This is a genomic window from Cellulosimicrobium cellulans (assembly GCF_016921195.1).
GTDB classification, from domain to species: Bacteria; Actinomycetota; Actinomycetes; order Actinomycetales; family Cellulomonadaceae; genus Cellulosimicrobium; species Cellulosimicrobium cellulans_F.
Map to the genome: position 1 here is coordinate 356,189 of NZ_JAFGYF010000003.1, position 16,545 is coordinate 372,733.

The 16,545-nt window shown below is 74.6% G+C and carries 13 protein-coding genes and 1 tRNA gene; 5 read left to right on the top strand and 9 right to left on the bottom strand.

Going from position 1 to position 16,545, the window contains the following annotated elements; all coding sequences use genetic code 11:
- Positions 1–91: 91 nt before the first annotated feature.
- The 3 genes from JN535_RS09700 to JN535_RS09710 all read right to left on the bottom strand — a co-directional run bounded on the left by JN535_RS09700 (position 92) and on the right by JN535_RS09710 (position 4,443).
- Positions 92–165: transfer RNA gene (locus JN535_RS09700), tRNA-Met, on the bottom strand.
- Positions 166–227: 62 nt separating this feature from the next.
- Positions 228–1,268, bottom strand: coding sequence for an aldose 1-epimerase (locus JN535_RS09705; protein WP_205205324.1), 1,041 nt, complete (start codon positions 1,266–1,268; stop codon positions 228–230).
- Positions 1,269–1,383: 115 nt separating this feature from the next.
- Positions 1,384–4,443: a UPF0182 family membrane protein gene (locus JN535_RS09710; RefSeq protein WP_205205325.1), complete on the bottom strand. Its 3,060-nt coding sequence runs from the start codon at positions 4,441–4,443 to the stop codon at positions 1,384–1,386.
- Between the two features lie 156 nt (positions 4,444–4,599).
- Here JN535_RS09710 and JN535_RS09715 point away from each other — a divergent pair, with 156 nt between their 5' ends.
- Positions 4,600–5,199: a PPA1309 family protein gene (locus JN535_RS09715; protein WP_240200858.1), complete on the top strand. Its 600-nt coding sequence runs from the start codon at positions 4,600–4,602 to the stop codon at positions 5,197–5,199.
- 15 nt (positions 5,200–5,214) lie between these two features.
- Here the strand turns inward: JN535_RS09715 and JN535_RS09720 are convergent, their stop codons facing one another.
- The gene (locus tag JN535_RS09720) at positions 5,215–6,321 is read right to left on the bottom strand and encodes a YlbL family protein (protein WP_205205326.1); all 1,107 of its coding nucleotides are present in this window, start codon (positions 6,319–6,321) and stop codon (positions 5,215–5,217) included.
- A 71-nt stretch (positions 6,322–6,392) separates the two neighbouring features.
- On the bottom strand, positions 6,393–7,403 hold the full coding sequence (locus JN535_RS09725; protein ID WP_205205327.1) for a nucleoside-diphosphate sugar epimerase: 1,011 nt from the start codon (positions 7,401–7,403) through the stop codon (positions 6,393–6,395).
- Between the two features lie 153 nt (positions 7,404–7,556).
- On the opposite strand from JN535_RS09725, the gene JN535_RS09730 reads away from it, so the two are divergent.
- On the top strand, positions 7,557–9,089 hold the full coding sequence (locus tag JN535_RS09730; RefSeq protein WP_205205328.1) for a zinc-dependent metalloprotease: 1,533 nt from the start codon (positions 7,557–7,559) through the stop codon (positions 9,087–9,089).
- 19 nt (positions 9,090–9,108) lie between these two features.
- Here JN535_RS09730 and JN535_RS09735 read toward each other — a convergent pair whose 3' ends face one another.
- On the bottom strand, positions 9,109–9,693 hold the full coding sequence (locus JN535_RS09735) for a YgjP-like metallopeptidase domain-containing protein (RefSeq protein ID WP_307868510.1): 585 nt from the start codon (positions 9,691–9,693) through the stop codon (positions 9,109–9,111).
- Between the two features lie 237 nt (positions 9,694–9,930).
- Between JN535_RS09735 and JN535_RS09740 the strand changes: the two genes are divergently transcribed.
- Positions 9,931–11,052 (top strand): ThiF family adenylyltransferase, encoded by a 1,122-nt coding sequence (locus JN535_RS09740; protein WP_205205329.1) that lies wholly within the window; start codon positions 9,931–9,933, stop codon positions 11,050–11,052.
- Here JN535_RS09740 and JN535_RS09745 read toward each other — a convergent pair.
- Positions 11,026–11,463 (bottom strand): WhiB family transcriptional regulator, encoded by a 438-nt coding sequence (locus JN535_RS09745; RefSeq protein WP_205205330.1) that lies wholly within the window; start codon positions 11,461–11,463, stop codon positions 11,026–11,028. The two genes, JN535_RS09740 and JN535_RS09745, sit on opposite strands and share 27 nt — an antisense overlap.
- 503 nt (positions 11,464–11,966) lie before the next feature.
- Positions 11,967–14,021 (bottom strand): ATP-dependent helicase, encoded by a 2,055-nt coding sequence (locus JN535_RS09750; RefSeq protein ID WP_205205331.1) that lies wholly within the window; start codon positions 14,019–14,021, stop codon positions 11,967–11,969.
- A gap of 145 nt (positions 14,022–14,166) precedes the next feature.
- On the opposite strand from JN535_RS09750, the gene JN535_RS09755 reads away from it, so the two are divergent.
- Complete coding sequence (locus JN535_RS09755; protein ID WP_205205332.1) at positions 14,167–14,433, top strand: mycoredoxin; 267 nt, start codon at positions 14,167–14,169, stop codon at positions 14,431–14,433.
- 82 nt (positions 14,434–14,515) lie between these two features.
- Here the strand turns inward: JN535_RS09755 and nudC are convergent, their stop codons facing one another.
- Entirely contained in the window at positions 14,516–15,550 is a 1,035-nt protein-coding gene (nudC, locus tag JN535_RS09760) for an NAD(+) diphosphatase (RefSeq protein WP_307868512.1), read from the bottom strand.
- Positions 15,551–15,621: 71 nt separating this feature from the next.
- On the opposite strand from nudC, the gene JN535_RS09765 reads away from it, so the two are divergent.
- On the top strand, positions 15,622–16,539 hold the full coding sequence (locus JN535_RS09765) for a macrolide 2'-phosphotransferase (RefSeq protein ID WP_205205333.1): 918 nt from the start codon (positions 15,622–15,624) through the stop codon (positions 16,537–16,539).
- The last annotated feature ends 6 nt before the right edge of the window (positions 16,540–16,545 follow it).

Consider the following 16,545-nt stretch of genomic DNA (forward strand, 5'->3'; position numbering starts at 1 on the left):
CCCCGATGCTGCGAGGCGACGCGCCCGGGCGGATGTGCCCGGACACGACGAAGGCCCTCGATCATCAGATCGAGGGCCTTCGCCTTCTGAGTAGCGGGGGCAGGATTTGAACCTGCGACCTCTGGGTTATGAGCCCAGCGAGCTACCGAGCTGCTCCACCCCGCGTCGGTGATCACTACTCTACGTGAGGTTCCGGACCAGGCCAAATCGGGTGGACGAGACGTGGGTCACGCCAGGACCTCGACCCCGAACGCGAACTCGCGCACGGCCCCCGGCTCGAGCCGCACGTCCGCGGCGCAGTCGGGGCGGTTGAACGCGTCGGTCAGGGTCTCGACGGGCTCGATCGCGACGGCGGCCCGCTCACGACGCGCCAGTCCGTCGCCCGTGTACACGTGGACGAGCCCGCGGTCCTGCCACACCGCGAGCCCCTGCCCCGTCGCGGGGTCGCGCACGACCGTCCGCGCGCGGCCGTCGGCGTCGGTGCGCAGGTCGCCGAACGCGTGGTCGAGCCGCACGCCGGCGAGCGGCAGCGACCCGACGCCGTCGACCGCACCGAACGCCTCCGCCCCCGGGAGCGGCAGCAGCCCGGCGTCGGTCAGGACGGCGCGCCGCGCCGGGACGGTGAGCTCGAGCCGGTCGATCGTGGCGTGCTCCGGGACGCGCAGGTACGGGTGCCACCCCAGGGCGACGGGCGCGGCGGTCGCGCCGTCGTTGCGGGCTCGCAGCGTGACGTCCAGCGAGCCTGCGCCGAGGAGGTACTCGACCTCGAGGGCGAGCGCGAAGGGGTAACCCGCGTGCGCGTCAGGGGCGACGGACGCGCGGAGCGTGACCGACACCGGTCGCGCGGGGTCCCCGTCCGCGGGGCGCGCGGGGCCCTCGTCACGGTCGACGACCGTCCAGTCGAGCGTGCGGGCGAACCCGTGCATGGTGAGGGGCTCCCACGGCAGGACGGGCGGCACCTGGTGCCGGACGCCGTCGAACACGTACTGCCCGCCCGCGAGACGGTTGACGAACGGTGCCATGAGCGCGGACCGCGCGGCGTCGTGCGCGGCGACCTCCGCCTCGTCGGCGTACCCGTCGACGAGGTCCTCGACGCGAGACGTCCCGTCCGCCCCGCGCCACGGTGCGCGCCACGCGAGCACGGCCGCACCGCGCAACGCCACGACGAGCTCGGCCCCGGACGGGTGGCGCAGGCGCGCCGCGGGGACGGCCGGGGTCGTGCCGCTCGCCGCGCTGAAAGCGTTGCTGCAAACCGTTGCAGAAGTCACGAGGAGCGATCCTCTCGCCCGGCGGACGAAATGACAACTCCGTACGACGCCGGACGGGCGGGGACACCCGCTGGTGTCCCCGCCCGTCCGTGGCGTGCGTCGTCCTGCCGCGGCGTCAGCCGGCCGACGACTCCGTGTCGAGCGACTGCTCGGCCGCGAGCGCCGCCTCGAGCGCCTGCTGGAGCCGCTCCTGCGCCTCGCCGTAGGCGGCGAAGTCGCCCTCGGCCAGCGCCGCCTGTCCGTCCTCGATCGCCTGCTGCGCCTGGCGCAGCGCCTGGTCGAGCTCGGCGCGGGCGCCGCCGTCCACCGTGCCGCCGTCAGCCGGCGGCGCCGGCTCCTCGGTGGCCGGCGGCTCGGTGCCGGGGTCCGTCGTCCCGGGGTCGGTCGTCCCCGGGTCGGCGGTCTCGCCGTCGGCGGGCTGGTCCGGGACCTCGGTCTCGACCCCGCCGTCGGCGTCACCCGCGTTCGCGCCCGAGTCGCCCCCGAACACCTGGTCCAGCGCCTCGTCGAGCGTGTCGGCGAAGCCGATCTCGTCGCCGAACGACACGAGCACCTTGCGCAGCAGCGGGAACCGCGTGCCCTCCGTCGACTGCACGTAGACCGGCTGGACGTACAGCAGGCCGCCGCCCACCGGGAGCGTGAGGAGGTTGCCGTTGATGACGGTCGAGTCGCCGCGCCGCAGCGCGAGGAGGCCGTCCGCGGCGGTCGGGTCGGTGTTGAAGTTGTTCTGCACCTGGCCCGGTCCGGGGACCGTCGCGTTGCGCGGCAGCTCGAGGAGCCGCAGCGTGCCGTAGTCCTCCGACCGCACGCCCGCCTCGTTGCCCGGCTCCGCGTCGACCGCGAGGAACCCGGTGAGGATGTTGCGGTCCGAGCCACCGCCCGGGATGTACGTCGACATGAGCGAGAACGTCGGCGCCTCCTGGCTCGGCATCTGCAGCGTGAGGTAGTACGGCGGCTGCAGCGGCTTGACCTGCCCGCTCGCCGTCGGGTCCTCCGGGCTGCGCCAGAAGTCCTGACCCGAGAAGAACTCGTTCGCGTCGTCCACGTGGTAGCTCGCGAGCAGCGTGCGCTGCACCTTGAACAGGTCCTCGGGGTAGCGCAGGTGGCTCATGAGGTCGCCGGAGATCTCCGACATCGGCTGCACCGTGCCGGGGAAGACCTTCGTCCACGCCTGGAGGAGCGGGTCCTCGGCGTCCCACGCGTACAGGTCGACCGACCCGTCGTACGCGTCCACGGTCGCCTTGACCGAGTTGCGGATGTAGTTGACCTGCTGCGGCGCGAGCGCCTCGACCGAGTTCGCCGCGACGAGCGAGTCGGCCGTCGACTCGTCCAGGGACTCCGACGTCGAGTACGGGTACGCGTTCGAGGTCGTGTAGCCGTCGACGATCCACTTCACCCGGCCGTCGACGACCGCCGGGTACACGCGGCCGTCGAGCGTGAGGTACGGCGCGACCTTCGCGACACGGTCGCGCGGGCTGCGGTCGTAGAGGATCTGCGACTCCTCCGTGACGCGGTCGGAGAAGAGGATCTGCTCGGAGCCGAACTTCAGCGCGTACAGCACCTTGTTCAGGAACGACCCGACGCTCGGGCCGGCCGCGATCTCGTCCGTCGGGAACGTGTTGTTGACCTGACCGCCCTCGTCGTCGACCGGGTAGTCGAGCTCCCACGGGTCACGACCCTCGGGCGCCCCGACGATCGAGTACTGCGGTGCCTCGGGCGAGAAGTAGATGCGCGGCTCGTAGCCGCCCGCGTCCGTGAACGCGCCGGTCGACGGGATCGAGCCCTCGTAGAACGCGGGACGTCCGTCCGGACCGATCTGGTTGCCGTACGCGGCGACGACGCCGAAGCCGTGCGTGTAGACCGTGTGGTCGTTGACCCAGTTGCGCTGGTCGGCGCCCAGCCCGTCCTGGTTGAGCTCGCGCACCGCGATGACGGTGTCGCGGCTCTCGTCGTCGATCGTGTACCGGTCGACCGACAGCGACGGCGAGAACTGGTAGTACTGCTTGTTCTGCTGGAGCTGGCTGAACGACGGGCTGACGATCTCGGGGTCGAGCAGGCGGATCGACGCGGTGGTGTCGGCGTCCTCGCGCAGCGCGCCCGCCTCGGCCTCGGTCTTCGCGTTGTACTGCTCGGTCTGGACGTCGTCGATGCCGTAGGCCGCCTTGGTCGCGTCGATGTTGCGCTGGATGTACTCCTCCTCGAAGTCCTGCGCGTTCGGCGTGACCTGGAAGCGCTGGACCACGCTCGGGTAGATGCCCCCGATCGCGATGGCCGACACGACCATGAGGCCCACGCCGATCGCCGGCAGGCGCCAGTTGCCGCGCACCGCCGTCACGACGAACAGCGCCGCGACGAACAGCGCGACGACCGTGAGGATCGCCTTCGAGGGGATGACCGCGTGCACGTCCGCGTAGGACGCGCCGTCGAACTTGGCGCCGCCCGAGGTGAGGATCGAGTACCGGTCGAGCCAGTAGTTGGCCCCGATGAGGACCAGGAGGAGCGCGGCGATCACCGAGAGCTGGACGCGCGCCGCCGTCGTGGTGCGCGGGCCCGCGTCGGAGCCGCCCCCGACGCGCAGCCCGCCGTAGAGGTAGTGCGTCGCGACCGCGGCGATGCCCGCGATGATCACGACCGCCATGAGGAAGCTCACGACGAACCGGAGCGCGGGCAGCGTGAAGACGTAGAACGACAGGTCGATGCCCCACTGCGGGTCCGTCGTGCCGAACGGCACCGAGTTCAGCGCCAGCAGGACGGTCTGCCACTGCGACGCCGCGGCCGCGCCGGCGAAGAAGCCGACGAGGGCGGGCGCGACGATCATGACGACCTTGCGCAGCGGCTCGATCGCCTCGCGGTACTGGTCGAGCGTCGCCTGCTCGGGCGTCGACGGCGCGTAGATCGGCCGCGACCGGTACGCGATCGAGAACGACAGGAAGACGAGCCCGCCCATCACGAGGAACCCGCCGACGAACAGGGCGATGCGCGCGCCCCACTGCGTCCACAGGACGTTCGCGAAGTCGAGCTGCCGGAACCACAGCACCTCGGTCCAGAACTGGGCGAGCAGGAGCAGGAGGACCACGAGGGCGCCGACGACGGCGATCGCGATCCCGATCGGACTCCGGCGCCGGGCGGGCCGCGCCCCGGAGGACGGCCGGCGGGGCGCTGAGGCGAATGACACGGTGGGTATACCTCTTCGGTCGTGGCTCGGGCGTGCACCGGGGTCAACGCCCGGTCCTCCCCCAAGGTTCCCACGGTCCGCGGCCTCGTGGGGGACGTCACGGTCGGCCACCGCCCGTCCGCCACCGGACGGCCCGCGATGGGGGACCATGGGGGCATGCCCCGACCTGACGACGCCCCCTCCCCCGCACCCGGCCCCGACCCGGTCGCCCCCGGCGGCCCGACGCCCCAGCAGGCCCTCGCGCTCGCCGTCCACGAGGTCGAGGCGCACGCGGCGGACGGGGGGTGGGACGCCCCGCCGCGCCTGTTCGCGCTCGTCGCGACGGCCGGGGCGCTCGCGGCGGACCCGACGCTCGCGGACCGCCTGCCGCCGGACGTCGTGGCGGCGGCCACCGCGGACCCGCACCACCTGCTCTCGATCGAGCAGGAGGGCTTCGCCGTCGACGGCGACCTCGAGGACGGGCTCGCGCGCGTCGCCTGGCCCGGGACGGTCGACGGCGCGGCGCTCGTCGTCGAGCGGATCGTCCTGCCGCCGGCCGCGGAGGAGGGCGTGCCGGACGACCCGGACGCCGCGCTCGACTACCTCACGTCGCACCCCGACCGGCAGGACGTGCGCCTCGCCGTCGGCGTGCTGCGGGACGGCCCGGCGTGGTGCGCCGTCCGGTCGCGCGCGCACGACTCCGCCACCGACGTCGCGGGCGGCCCCGACCTCGTCCCCGGTCTCGTCACCGCGCTGCGCGCGACGCTCGAGGACTGACGCGGGCGGTCGTCGTCAGCGCGCCTCGCACGTCGCGAGCGAGTCGCCCTCGCCCGCGCCGATCGCCTCCATCGCCGCGCGCGCGTCGGCCAGCGTCGAGACCGCGGCGACGCGCAGGCCGTCGGGCACGTTGCCCACGACCTCCGGGCAGTTGGCCTGCGGCGCGAGGAACCACGTCGCGCCGTCGCGCTGGGCGCCGTACAGCTTCTGCTGGATGCCGCCGATCGGGCCCACGTCGCCCTCGACGCTCATGGTGCCCGTCCCCGCGATGACGACGCCGTTCGCCTCGTCCTCGGGCGTGAGCTGGTCGATGATGCCGAGCGCGAACATCGTGCCCGCGCTCGGGCCGCCGATGTCCTCGATCTCGATCGACACGTCGACCGGGAAGTCGAACGTCGGGTCGATGAACACACCGAGCAGCGCGGTGTCGCCGCCGTCGGTCGTCGTCACCGTGAGGTCGGTCTCCACGCCGTCCCGCAGGACGCCGAGCGTCACGTCGGCACCCGGGTCGACCGCCTCGAGTCCGTCGATGAGGTCCTGGTACGTCGGCACCGGCGCTCCGTCGAGCGCGACGATGACGTCGCCCGGTTCGACGACGCCGTCCGACCCGCTGTCCGGGACCGCGGCCTCGACCGTGAGCGTCGCGGGCACCTCGTACCCGAGCTCGGTGAGCGCCGCGACCGTGGCGTTCTCCTGCGACGAGATCATCTCGGCCTGGCCCTGCTGCTCCGTCTCCTCCTTGGTGCGGCCCGTCGGGAAGACCTCCTCGACGGGACGCACGCTGCGTGAGCGGTCGAACCAGCCCTGCACCACCTGGGCGAGGTTCACGGGGTAGCCGGGCCCGCCCGCGACGGAGACCGTCGTCAGGCGCAGCTCGCCCGTCGAGTCGAAGGTCTCGGCGCCCGAGATGGAGATGAGCGGCGTGCCGTCCTGCTCGCCGAGCGTGTCCTCCGTCGGCCCCGGCGACCGCACCGCGTACGGCGCGGGCAGGATCGCGAGTCCCGCGACGAGCAGCGTCGTCACGAGCAGGGAGATGCCGAACGTCAGGGACCGCCGGGTCACCGGCGGCGGGACCTGCTCGTCCTCGGCGAGGAGGGCGTCGAAGGAGGGGGCGTCGCTCACCGGGACATCATCCCCGAGGATCCTGGGTTCTCCCTGCCGACGGCGCCGCCATGCGCGCCGGAGGGGGTGGGTCAGGCGCGCCGCGACCGCGCCTGCCGCCACACCGCGGCGGTCCCGAGGACAGCGACGGCCGCTCCCGCGGCACCGAGGGCCGCGGCGTCGCGACCGCCGAACCGCAGTCCCGCCACGCCCACGCGGCCGCGCACCTCGGACAGCAGCACCTCCAGCGCGGCGGGACCGGACCAGGTCGGCGACCACCCGGCGTCGTGCAGGCGCCCGGCCGAGACCGACCACGGGTGCACGACGAACGCGAGGTCGCTCGCCGGAGACGGCAGCACCCCGACCCGGTGCAGGCGCTCCGCCGCGCCGAACGCGGTCGCCGGCGGGAGCTGGACCGTGCGCAGGCCGGCCGCGGCGGCCACCGTCTCGGAGTCGAGCGCGTCGGGCAGCCCGTCACGCAGCGGACCGGCCGTCAGCCCGCCCACGAGGCCGCCGTCGAGCGCGACGCGGACCGCCGCGACGACGTCCTCGACGTGCACGAGGTGCCACGTCCGCTCCCCGCCGCGGACCGTGAGCAGGCGCGGGGCCTCGAAGTGCCGCGTGAGGAGCGTGTCGATCCCGGGCCCGACGACGACCGCCGGCCGCACGAGCCCGAGCGGCGCCCCGTGGAGCGCCTCGCGCAGCGCGTCCTCGAACGCGGCCACGTCCCCCGCGAAGCCGGGTCCGTCGTCGACGGCGACCGGGTCGTCGTCGTCGATCACCGCACGGCTCGGTGTCGCCCCGTGCACGGCGGCGGAGGTCACGGCGACGACGTGCTCGATCCCCGCGGCGACCGCGGCCTCGCCCGCGCGGCGGCCGAGGAGGGCGAGCCGGGCGCGCTGCTCGGCGTCGGTCTTCGCGCGCGGCGCCCCGAACTCCCCCGCGGGAGCGACCACGACCAGCCGGCGTGCGTCGTCGGGCCACCCCTCGGCGTCCACGGGCGACGCGTCGACGGCGCTCAGGCCACGGCGGACCGCGTCCGCGACCTGACCGACCCCGACGACCACGACGGGGTCGCGCGGAGGCGTGACGGGCTGGACCACCGGGACCTCCCCCGGGTCGCCCGGGGGTCGTCCCCCGGCGGGCGCCACCTCGCTGCGCCGTGAGCGAACCCGGCCCTCGGACATGGCCCAGCCCCCGTTCTCGGCGGTCGATCGTGGTTACGGTGATCACCGACGCTACCGTGAGGAGTCCCCATGAGCAGCCTTCCCCCCGACCGCACGCCCGGACCGGACGACGACACGCCCTTCGACCCGCGGTTCGAGGAGCTGCTCCGCTCGATGCTCGGCCCCGACGCGGACGAGGCGCTGCGCGAGCTGCGCGCCCGCGGCCTCGACCCCCAGGCGCTCGCCGCCGGGGGCGCGGCGGACCCCCAGCTCTTCCAGCACGTCCTCGCGCAGGTCCAGCGGCTGCTGTCGACGCCGAGCGACGGCCCCGTGAACACGGACGTCTCGCACGACGTCGCACGCCAGGTTGCGGTCGCCGAGGGTGACCCCTCCGTCACGGCCGCGCAGCAGCGGGCCGTGACCGAGGCCCTCTCGGTCGCCGAGCTGTGGCTCGACGCCGTCACAGACCTCCCGCCCTCGGGCGGACGCGCCCAGGCCTGGAGCCGGTCCGAGTGGGTCGAGCACACGCTCCCGGCGTGGAACGAGCTCGTCGCGCCCGTCGCCGCGTCCGTCGCGGACGCCCTCGCCACGGTCCTGCGCGACCAGCTCCCGGAGGGCCTCGGTGACGACCCGTCCGCGCTGCCCGGGGTCGGGTTCACGCTGCCGGGGCAGGTGCCCGGGCTCCCCGCGGGCGCACTCGGGTTGCCGGGCGACCCCGCGGCGCTCATGCAGCGCCTCGGCTCGGCCGTCTTCGGCATGCAGATCGGCCAGGCCGCAGGGACCCTGTCGCGCGAGGTCTTCGGGGCCACCGACGTGGGGCTGCCCCTGCTGGACCAGCCCGGGACGGTCCTGCTGCCGACGAACGTCGAGGCGTTCGCCGAGGGCCTGGACGCCCCCGCCGAGGAGGTCCGCCTGTTCCTCGCGCTCCGCGAGGCGGCCCACGCGCGCCTCTTCACGCACGTGGCGTGGCTGCGCGGCCACCTCCGCAGCCTCGTCGGCGCGTACGCGCGCGGGATCACCATCGACCTGTCGGCGCTCGAGTCACAGCTCGCCGACGTCGACCTCACCGACACCGGCGCCCTCCAGCGCGCTCTGTCGGGCGGTGTCTTCGGGCTCCAGAACACTCCCGAGCAGCAGGCCACGCTCCTGCGGCTCGAGACGACGCTCGCGCTCGTCGAGGGCTGGGTCGACGAGGTGACCGCGACCGCGGCGCTCCCCCACCTGCCGCACGCCGTCCCGCTGCGCGAGATGCTGCGGCGGCGCCGCGCGGCGGGTGGTCCCGCCGAGCACACGTTCGCGACCCTCGTCGGGCTCGAGCTGCGTCCCCGTCGCTCGCGCGACGCGGCAGCGCTGTGGGCGCTCATCGCGGCGCAGTCCGGTTCGAGCGCACGTGACGGCGTCTGGGACCACCCCGACCTCCTGCCGGACGCGACGGACCTCGACGATCCCGCGGGCTACGAGAGCAGGCGGGCCGTGACCCGCATCGAGGAGGCCGACGTCGACCGCGCGCTCGAGGAGATCTTCCGCGCCGCCGAGGGGGCGGGCGGGGCGGAGCCCTCGACCGGGACGACGGACGACGCGACCGACGACGGGCCGACGGACGCGGACGGCACCGCCCGCTGAGCCCCGGGCGTCCTTCCGCTCAGGGACCTTCCGACGTCGCGTCGGCCGCGAGCTCGGCGTCCTCCGCAGGGACGTCGGGGTCGTCGCCGTCGGGCTCGAGGTCCGCGTCCCGCGCGAACGAGACGCCCTCCAGGAAGCCGCGCGCCCGGTCCGTCCGCGGGTACGACTCGAGCAGCTTCCAGAACCCCGGTCCGTGGCCGGCGTGGAGCAGGTGGGCGAGCTCGTGGAGCAGCACGTAGTCGAGCACCCAGGGGGGCATCCCCCGCACCCGGGTCGAGATGCGGATCGTCCCGTCGATGAGGGTGCACGACCCCCACCGCCGGTCCTGGTTCCCGGACCAGCGCACGCTCGTCGGGTGCGCGCGGCCGTCGAGGTACTTCTCGGACAGCTCGACGGCACGCCGCTCGAGCTCGGCGTCGGAAGGGCGTCGCCGCCGCTCGGAGTCGGCCAGGCGGTCGAGCATGCGCTGGACCCACTCGCGCTCCTGGGCGCGGGTGAAGCGCGCCGGGATCGCCACGATGGTGCGCTCGCCGTCGCGGTAGGCGCTCACCGTGCTCTTGCGTCGGCGGCTGCGCCGAACCTCCACGATCGTCTCCCGGACCACGCTCAGACCGTAGTGGTTCTGGCCACGAAATGGCAGTGCCCCACGCCGCACGACGGGGATTTCCGCTCCACCTGGTCGAGCGGACGCCGAGCGGAGCTGTGCTCCCGGTCAAGGAACCGCCCGTGAACCGTCGTCGAGGTCAGCCTGTGGACAACTCCGGTCGGGGGTCTCCGCCGTGCCACGCTGATCGCGGGCGGCCGACCGTGCCGCCACGCCCCCACGACGCGCGGAGGACACGTGCAGCGACGACGCGTGCTGCGACCCGAGGCACCGCTGCTGCGGCGCGCACCGGGCGAGGTGCAGGTCGGCACCGACCCGCGCTGGTCGGTCCGGCTCACCGGGCTCGAGCCCGCCGAGGAGGAGTGGCTGCGCGCGCTCGCCGCGCCGTCGGCCCGACGCGAGACGGGCGTCGAGACCGGGACGCCGTCGCCCGGTCGCCGGGCCGCGCTCGTCCAGCTCCTCGAGGAGGCGCATCTCCTCGTGCCCGCCCGCCGACGACGGCCGGTCTCACCCGCTCCGGGCCACGGCGAGGCGGACGTGGGCGTGCTCTCGGCACTGCGGCCCGACGGCGCCGGGCACCGCGTGCTCTCGACGCGCGCCCGGGCGACCGTCGCCGTCGTCGGTCTGGGGCGGGTCGGGGCCTCGCTCGCCGTGCACCTCGCGACGGCCGGCGTGGGCACCGTCGTCCTGGAGGACCCTGGCACGGTCCTCACCACGGACGTCGGGGTGGGCGCGTACCGGCTGCGCGACGTCGGGACGCCCCGCGAGGCCGCGGTCCGACGGCTCGTCGAGGAGGTCGCACCCGGTGTGGTCGTCACCGCGAGCGCAGATGCGCGCCGGTCGACCGACGTCGTCGCGGCGGCGGAGCGACCGGGCCTGCTGCCGGACGTCGTGGTCCTGGTCGAGCACGGCGCGGCGGACCCGGAACGGGTCGGGAGGATCGTGGGAGAGGGAGTGGCGCACCTGTCGGTCGTGGTGCGCGAGGCCGACGTCGTCGTCGGACCGTTCGTCCGGCCGGGCCTCGACCCGTGCCTGACGTGCGTGGACCTGCACCGCGCCGACGCCGACCCGTGCTGGCCTCAGCTCGCAAGGCAGCTGCGCGCCCGTGCCGTGCGCACGGCCGAGGAGTCGTCGCTCGCGGCGTCGGCAGCCGCGATCGCGCTCGGTCAGGTCCTCGCGGCCCTGGACGGGCTGGTGCCCCGCGCAGCCACGGCCTGCATCGAGATTCCTGCTCCCGATGCGGTGCCGCGGCTGCGCGAGACCGGCCGCCACCCGCGCTGCGGGTGCGACGAGCTGGCGCGCACGCCCCCGGACGGGGCGCTGCTCACCATGTCAGGCCGCCGTCGAGGCGCCGACTGACGCCCCTGCCTCGACGCGCACGGCCTCCTGCGCCTGGCGCTCGGCCTCGCGGGCGAGCACCTCGGCCTTGCTCGGACGGCCGCGGCCACGCTTGCGCGCGACGACGACGCCGTCCACGAAGACCTCGCCACCCCAGACACCCCAGGGCTCGCGGCGCTCGATCGCGCCGGCGAGGCAGCCCTCGACGAGGGGGCACGTGCGGCACAGGGCCTTGGCCTCCTCGACCTCGGCGGACCGCTCGGCGAACCAGAGCTCCGGGTCGTTGGTGCGGCAGGGCAGCAGACCCGCGAGGAGACGGTCGAACTCTGCGGAGTCCTTCTCGCCGAGGGGCGTGGCCAGCGGTTGGTGGGGGACCCAGGGGCCGGATCCGCCCTGGGCAGTGATGTTGTCGAGCAGCGCGGTGAGCCGCACGATGTCCTCCAGTGATGTCCTGTCGTGGGTGTGAACGTCGTCGTCACAAGACCCCGAGGACGACGGTCCCCGTCCTGGGAGAGACGGGAGAGACCGGTGATCCTCATCGGCAGACGTGCTCTGGAGAACACGAAGGCCACGGGTCCGAGACGGACTCCGCGGCCTGGAAGGTTCTGGTCGGTCAGACCAGACGTGTCCTGGAGGCGGAGTCGGGAGCGGGGCGGGTGACGAAGGTGCCGCCGCGGTGCGCGGTTGCACGCGGACGGAGTCCTCCTGGCGTGCCCGTGCAGACGGACGCGTTATCCAGCAGGTTCGCCATGGCGATCTGGTTCTTCATCAGCTTTCCCACCCCCTCTCTCCGTTCGAGGCCCGCCTCCCGGCGCGCCCCTCTCCAACAGGACTCGTCGACCATATGACGCGCGTCGTGGGACGCACAACTTATTTACGGGAGTTTCTTCGACGAGTTTCTCCGACGCTCCTCGGAGCCCGAGAACGGCTCCGCTCTACCGCTCCGCGCGGCTCACGATGTCCAGGATCGTCGCGCCGTACCGTTCGATCTTGGCGGGCCCGAGCCCGTTGATGCGGGCGAGCGCCGCCGTGCTGGTGGGCCGCGTCTCCGCGATCGCCGCGAGCGTCGTGTCGACCAGCACGGTGAACGCGGGCTTGTCCGTCTCCTGCGCGACCTGGCTGCGCCACTCGCGCAGGTTCTCGAACAGCTCGCGGTCGTACTCCCCCGTGAGCCGCAGCTTCGCCTGCCCGGCGCGCGGCCGGCGCGTGCCGTGCGCGCCCGGCTCGTCCGGCCACAGGCCGTCGAGGAAGCGCGTGCGGCGCCGCGTCGCGCGACCGCCCGGGTTCCTCGACCTGGCGAAGGACAGCTCGAGGTGCTCGCGGGCACGGGTGATGCCCACGTACAGCAACCGCCGCTCCTCCGCGACGGCCTCGTCCGTCTCCGCGAGGGAGATCGGCATGAGGCCCTCGCTCATGCCGGCGAGGAACACCGCGTCCCACTCGAGACCCTTGGCGGCGTGGAGCGACGCGAGCGTCACCCCCTCCACGGTCGGCGCGTGCTGCGCGGCGGCGCGCTCGTCGAGCTCGGCGACGAACGTCGCGACCGTCGGGGCGGGGCCCTCAGTCGCCTGCGCGAGCGCCGCGACGTCGTCCGCGAGCGCGACGAGCGCCTGCGTGGACTCCCAGCGCTCACGGGCCGCGCCGCGCGCGGCGGGCGGCTCGGGGGCCCACCCGGCGGCGGCGAGGACGTCGCGCACCGTCTCCGGCATCGCGACGTCGGGGTCGGCCGACCGGGCGGCGCCCCGCAGGAGCACGATCGCGTCGCGCACCTCCTTGCGCTGGAAGAAGCGCTCGCCGCCTCGGACGAGGTAGCCGATGCCCGCGTCGGCGAGCGCCGACTCGAACGCCTCCGACTGCGCGTTGGTCCGGTACAGGACCGCGATCTCGCTCGCGCGCGTCCCCGCCGCGAGGAGCCGCGAGATCCGCTGGGCGATGCCGGTGGCCTCCGCCTCGTCGTCGTCGTACGCGGTGAACGCGACCGGCGGACCGGCGGGCCGCTGGGCGACGAGCTCGAGCGCCTGGTGCGCACCGCCCGCACGCCCGGCGCGCGCGAGGAGCTGGTTCGCGAGGTTCACGACCTGCGGCGTCGAGCGGTAGTCGCGCACGAGCCGGATGACCTGCGCGCCGGGGTGGGTGCGCGAGAACGTGAGGAGGTGGTGGGGCGTCGCGCCCGTGAACGAGTAGATCGTCTGCGACGGGTCGCCGACGACGCACAGCTCGTCGCGCCCCCCGAGCCACTGGTCGAGGACGAACTGCTGGAGCGGCGAGACGTCCTGGTACTCGTCGACGACGAAGTGGCGGTACTGGCGTCGCACCTCGTCCGCGACCCCGCCCTGCGTCGCGAGCATGTCGCCGAGCATGAGGAGCACGTCCTCGAAGTCGATGACCGACCGCTCGGTCTTGACGTCCTCGTACGCGGTGATGAGGCGTGCGACGGTCTGGTGGTCGTACCCGGCGGGCGGCTCGCGGTCGATCGCCTCGCACGCCCGGACGTAGTCGTCCGCGGTGACGAGCGAGACCTTGGCCCACTCGACCTCGGACGACAGGTCGCGCACGGCGACGCGGTCGACACCGACGCCGAGGCGGCGCGCCGACTCGGCGATCACCGGGGCCTTGTGCTCGAGGATGCGCGGCGGCGCACCCCCGACGACCTTGGGCCAGAAGTACCCGAGCTGCCGCAGCGCCGCGGCGTGGAACGTGCGGGCCTGCACACCCGTCGCGCCGAGCTCGCGCAGGCGCGTGCGCATCTCGCCCGCCGCGCGCGCGGTGAAGGTCACGGCGAGGACGCTCGTCGGGACGTACACGCCGGTGCGGACGCCGTAGGCGATGCGGTGCGTGATCGCGCGCGTCTTGCCCGTCCCGGCACCGGCGAGCACGCACACCGGACCGCGCAGCGCGACGGCGACGTCGCGCTGGTCGGGGTCGAGCGCGTCGAGGATCTCGTCGGCGGTGCGCAGGGACGGCGGGCGTGAGACCGGTGGCGTGGACATCACCCGGGATTCTCGCAGGCGCCGGTGACACGCGGGTGCCGGCCGGCTCGATCGGGGAGGGAACAGCGCGCGGTCCCCCGGTGTTACCGTCACGACCGACCGCCCGCGGCACGCGCCGCCCGGAACCGCACCAGGAGAGCCCTCGATGAGCACCGCCCCGACCCTTCCCGACGCCGGCTCGATCGTCATGTACTCGACGACCTGGTGCGGGTACTGCCGCCGCCTCAAGACGCAGCTCGACTCCGAGGGCATCGGCTACACCGAGGTGAACATCGAGGAGACCCCGGGGACCGCGGAGTTCGTGGAGTCGGTCAACGACGGCAACCGGACCGTGCCGACCGTCGTCTTCCCCGACGGCTCCGCCGCCACCAACCCGTCGCTCGCCGAGGTGAAGCAGCGCCTCGCCGCCTGAACCCACCACGTCGTGGACATGAGACAGGCCCGGTTCGGACGTCCGAACCGGGCCCTCCTCTTGCCCACGACGTCTCGTGGGCTCAGGCGTCGGGGAAGCGGTCGCCGAACCAGTCCTCGACGAGCGAGCGTGCGATGGACGCGCGGCCCGGGAGCAGCACGTCTCCGGCGCGGACCGCGGCGGCGAGCTCGGGACGGGTGAACCACCGCGCGTCGGTGAGCTCGACGCCGTCGACGTGCAGCTCGGTCGTCAGGGCCCGCGCGGCGAACCCGAGCATGAGCGACGCCGGGAACGGCCACGGCTGGCTCCCGCGGTAGGCGACCTCGCCGACGACGACGCCCGCCTCCTCCGCCACCTCGCGCCGGACCGCGCTCTCGAGCGACTCCCCAGGCTCGACGTACCCGGCGAGCGTCGAGAAGCGCCGCTCGGGCCAGTGCGCGGCGTGCCCGAGCAGCAGCCGCTCGTCGTCACCCTCGCCGTGCACGACCGTCATGATGACCGCCGGGTCCGTGCGCGGGTACAGCTCGACGCCCTGCGCGACGCAGCGCCGCGTCCACCCGCCGTTCTCGACCGTCGTCCGGCCGCCGCAACGCGGGCACCGGGTGTGGCTCGCGTGCCACGCCGCGAGGGCGACGGCCTCGGTCGCGAGCCCCGCGAGCGGCCCCTCGAGCCCGCCGACGAGCTCGCGCAGCCCCGACCACGACCGCTCGCGCGCGAGCACCGCGAACGGGTCGGAGGCGTCGACGCCCTCGATGTCGACCTCCTCCGCGTCGGCGTCGTCGGGCAGGACGAGCGCGACGTACGCGACGCCGTCGCCCTCCCCGAGGAAGAGCCAGCGCGCCTGGTCCTCGTCGACGGCGGTTCCGACGTCGGCCAGGGTCGCCGGGTCGAGCAGCGCGACGCCGTCCGCCGGGGTCGGCCCGGCGAGCGCGAGGCGGCCGCGGTGGACGAGCACGACGCGCGTCGCGGGGTCGGCCCGGAGCCTGCGCACGAGGTCCGGCTCGCCGCGCCGGTGGGCGGCGCGGTCCAGGACCGCCCCGTCGAGGGGCAGGGGGAGGTCGCGGAGGGTGGTCCTGGGCAGCGTGCCCGACGACGACCGGGCGGGTGGGGTGCTCACCCTCCGACCGTAGGCCACACGACCGGCGTGGGTGCCCCGGGCGGCGGCCGGGGAACGACTACCGTGGTCGGGTGCCTCGCTCACCGCTGACCCTCGCCGCGCTCGCGACCGCCGCCGTGCCGGGTCTCGACGCCCGCAGCGCGCTGGCCGTCGAGGACCCGGGCGACTACGACACCGCCGTCGTCACGGACGCCGAGGGAGCCCGCTGGACGGTGCGCGCGCCGCGCAGCCTCCAGGCCGGCGCGGCGCTCGAGGCCGAGGCCGACCTGCTCACCTCGCTCCAGCTCTACGCCGACTCGGGTGTGCTCTCCTTCGCGGTGCCCCGCGTCAGCGGCACGGCGCTCCTGCCCGAGGGTGGGCGGGCGGTCGTGCACCCGGCGCTCGACGGGACCGCCCTCGAGGTCGACGGGCTGCGCCCGGGCCCGGGGCTCGCCGCCGACCTCGGCCGCGTGCTCGCGTCGATCCACGAGCTGCCCCGCACGATCGTGGACGACGCCGGGCTGCCCGGGTACGACACCGAGGAGTACCGCGCCCGGCGGATGGCGGAGCTCGACGAGGCCGCGGCGACCGGCAAGGTGCCGACGGCACTGCTGCGCCGTTGGGAGACGGCGCTCGAGGACGTGTCGCTGTGGCGGTTCCAGCCGGTCGTGGTGCACGGCGACCTCGGCCCGGAGCAGGTCCTCGTGGCGCGCGGCCGCGTCGTCGCCGTGACGGACTGGGCCAGCGCGCGCGTCGCCGACCCGGCGGACGACCTCGCGTGGTTGCTCGTCTCCGCGCCGCCCGAGGCGATCGACTCGATCATGGAGGCGTACCAGCTGCGCCGGACAGAGCTCACCGACAAGAACCTCGTGGACCGCGCCCTCCTCGTCGGCGAGCTCGCGCTCGCGCGCTGGCTCCTGCACGGCGTCCGGCACGGTCTCGACGACGTCGTCGCGGACGCCCTCGACATGCTGGCCGACCTCGACGAGGCGACGCGGGACGACGACTGACCGCCC

What these genes read in the sequence shown, in the direction of transcription:
- JN535_RS09730 (WP_205205328.1), top strand. Translation starts at nt 7,557, where the DNA reads ATGAGCAGCCTTCCCCCCGACCGCACGCCCGGACCGGACGACGACACG.
- JN535_RS09715 (WP_240200858.1), top strand. Translation starts at nt 4,600, where the DNA reads ATGCCCCGACCTGACGACGCCCCCTCCCCCGCACCCGGCCCCGACCCG.
- JN535_RS09750 (WP_205205331.1), bottom strand. Translation starts at nt 14,021, where the DNA reads ATGTCCACGCCACCGGTCTCACGCCCGCCGTCCCTGCGCACCGCCGAC.
- JN535_RS09755 (WP_205205332.1), top strand. Translation starts at nt 14,167, where the DNA reads ATGAGCACCGCCCCGACCCTTCCCGACGCCGGCTCGATCGTCATGTAC.